Origin of the sequence: Pseudocitrobacter sp. 73 (genome assembly GCF_008369545.1) — a bacterium.
GTDB classification, from domain to species: Bacteria; Pseudomonadota; Gammaproteobacteria; order Enterobacterales; family Enterobacteriaceae; genus Pseudocitrobacter; species Pseudocitrobacter vendiensis.
This window is the reverse complement of sequence record NZ_VTZO01000037.1, coordinates 1-3004: the sequence shown is the minus strand read 5'-3', so window position 1 is coordinate 3004 and position 3004 is coordinate 1. Positions and strand designations below refer to the sequence as shown.

Annotated in this window: 1 rRNA gene; it reads left to right on the top strand. The window is 51.7% G+C overall.

Annotation, left to right across the window (positions count from 1 at the left end):
* Positions 1–184: 184 nt before the first annotated feature.
* Positions 185–3004, top strand: a 23S ribosomal RNA gene (locus tag F0Q32_RS24270); the annotation flags it as partial.

The following is a 3004-nucleotide window of genomic DNA, read 5'->3' as shown; positions in this document are numbered from 1 at the left end:
GGTATGTGTGAGTGAAAGTCGCCGACCTCAATATCTCAAAACAGACTGTTAAGTCTTGTTTGAGATATTTGCTCTTTAAAAATCTGGATCAAGCTGAAAATTGAAACGACACACTTTAAGTGTGTTCGAGTCTCTCAAATTTTCGCAACACGGTGGTGTTTTACGAAACATCTTCGGGTTGTGAGGTTAAGCGACTAAGCGTACACGGTGGATGCCCTGGCAGTCAGAGGCGATGAAGGACGTGCTAATCTGCGATAAGCGTCGGTAAGGTGATATGAACCGTTATAACCGGCGATTTCCGAATGGGGAAACCCAGTGTGTTTCGACACACTATCATTACGTGAATACATAGCGTAATGAAGCGAACCGGGGGAACTGAAACATCTAAGTACCCCGAGGAAAAGAAATCAACCGAGATTCCCCCAGTAGCGGCGAGCGAACGGGGAGCAGCCCAGAGTCTGAATCAGCATGTGTGTTAGTGGAAGCGTCTGGAAAGTCGCACGATACAGGGTGAAAGTCCCGTACACCAAAATGCATATGCTGTGAACTCGAAGAGTAGGGCGGGACACGTGGTATCCTGTCTGAATATGGGGGGACCATCCTCCAAGGCTAAATACTCCTGACTGACCGATAGTGAACCAGTACCGTGAGGGAAAGGCGAAAAGAACCCCGGCGAGGGGAGTGAAAAAGAACCTGAAACCGTGTACGTACAAGCAGTGGGAGCCTCTTTATGGGGTGACTGCGTACCTTTTGTATAATGGGTCAGCGACTTATATTCTGTAGCAAGGTTAACCGAATAGGGGAGCCGAAGGGAAACCGAGTCTTAACTGGGCGTTAAGTTGCAGGGTATAGACCCGAAACCCGGTGATCTAGCCATGGGCAGGTTGAAGGTTGGGTAACACTAACTGGAGGACCGAACCGACTAATGTTGAAAAATTAGCGGATGACTTGTGGCTGGGGGTGAAAGGCCAATCAAACCGGGAGATAGCTGGTTCTCCCCGAAAGCTATTTAGGTAGCGCCTCGTGAACTCATCTTCGGGGGTAGAGCACTGTTTCGGCTAGGGGGTCATCCCGACTTACCAACCCGATGCAAACTACGAATACCGAAGAATGTTATCACGGGAGACACACGGCGGGTGCTAACGTCCGTCGTGAAGAGGGAAACAACCCAGACCGCCAGCTAAGGTCCCAAAGTCACAGTTAAGTGGGAAACGATGTGGGAAGGCTCAGACAGCCAGGATGTTGGCTTAGAAGCAGCCATCATTTAAAGAAAGCGTAATAGCTCACTGGTCGAGTCGGCCTGCGCGGAAGATGTAACGGGGCTAAACTGTGCACCGAAGCTGCGGCAGCGACGCTTATGCGTTGTTGGGTAGGGGAGCGTTCTGTAAGCCGTTGAAGGTGTGTCGTGAGGCATGCTGGAGGTATCAGAAGTGCGAATGCTGACATAAGTAACGATAATGCGGGTGAAAAACCCGCACGCCGGAAGACCAAGGGTTCCTGTCCAACGTTAATCGGGGCAGGGTGAGTCGACCCCTAAGGCGAGGCCGAAAGGCGTAGTCGATGGGAAACAGGTTAATATTCCTGTACTTGGTGTTACTGCGAAGGGGGGACGGAGAAGGCTATGTTGGCCGGGCGACGGTTGTCCCGGTTTAAGCGTGTAGGTGGGAAGTTTAGGTAAATCCGGACTTCTTTTAACACTGAGACGTGATGACGAGGCACTACGGTGCTGAAGTAACAAATGCCCTGCTTCCAGGAAAAGCCTCTAAGCATCAGGTAACATTGAATCGTACCCCAAACCGACACAGGTGGTCAGGTAGAGAATACCAAGGCGCTTGAGAGAACTCGGGTGAAGGAACTAGGCAAAATGGTGCCGTAACTTCGGGAGAAGGCACGCTGATATGTAGGTGAAGTGATTTACTCATGGAGCTGAAATCAGTCGAAGATACCAGCTGGCTGCAACTGTTTATTAAAAACACAGCACTGTGCAAACACGAAAGTGGACGTATACGGTGTGACGCCTGCCCGGTGCCGGAAGGTTAATTGATGGGGTTAGCGGCAACGCGAAGCTCTTGATCGAAGCCCCGGTAAACGGCGGCCGTAACTATAACGGTCCTAAGGTAGCGAAATTCCTTGTCGGGTAAGTTCCGACCTGCACGAATGGCGTAATGATGGCCAGGCTGTCTCCACCCGAGACTCAGTGAAATTGAACTCGCTGTGAAGATGCAGTGTACCCGCGGCAAGACGGAAAGACCCCGTGAACCTTTACTATAGCTTGACACTGAACATTGAGCCTTGATGTGTAGGATAGGTGGGAGGCTTTGAAGTGTGGACGCCAGTCTGCATGGAGCCAACCTTGAAATACCACCCTTTAATGTTTGATGTTCTAACGTAGACCCGTGATCCGGGTTGCGGACAGTGTCTGGTGGGTAGTTTGACTGGGGCGGTCTCCTCCCAAAGAGTAACGGAGGAGCACGAAGGTTAGCTAATCCTGGTCGGACATCAGGAGGTTAGTGCAATGGCATAAGCTAGCTTGACTGCGAGCGTGACGGCGCGAGCAGGTGCGAAAGCAGGTCATAGTGATCCGGTGGTTCTGAATGGAAGGGCCATCGCTCAACGGATAAAAGGTACTCCGGGGATAACAGGCTGATACCGCCCAAGAGTTCATATCGACGGCGGTGTTTGGCACCTCGATGTCGGCTCATCACATCCTGGGGCTGAAGTAGGTCCCAAGGGTATGGCTGTTCGCCATTTAAAGTGGTACGCGAGCTGGGTTTAGAACGTCGTGAGACAGTTCGGTCCCTATCTGCCGTGGGCGCTGGAGAATTGAGGGGGGCTGCTCCTAGTACGAGAGGACCGGAGTGGACGCATCACTGGTGTTCGGGTTGTCATGCCAATGGCATTGCCCGGTAGCTACATGCGGAAGAGATAAGTGCTGAAAGCATCTAAGCACGAAACTTGCCCCGAGATGAGTTCTCCCTGACTCCTTGAGAGTCCTGAAGGAACG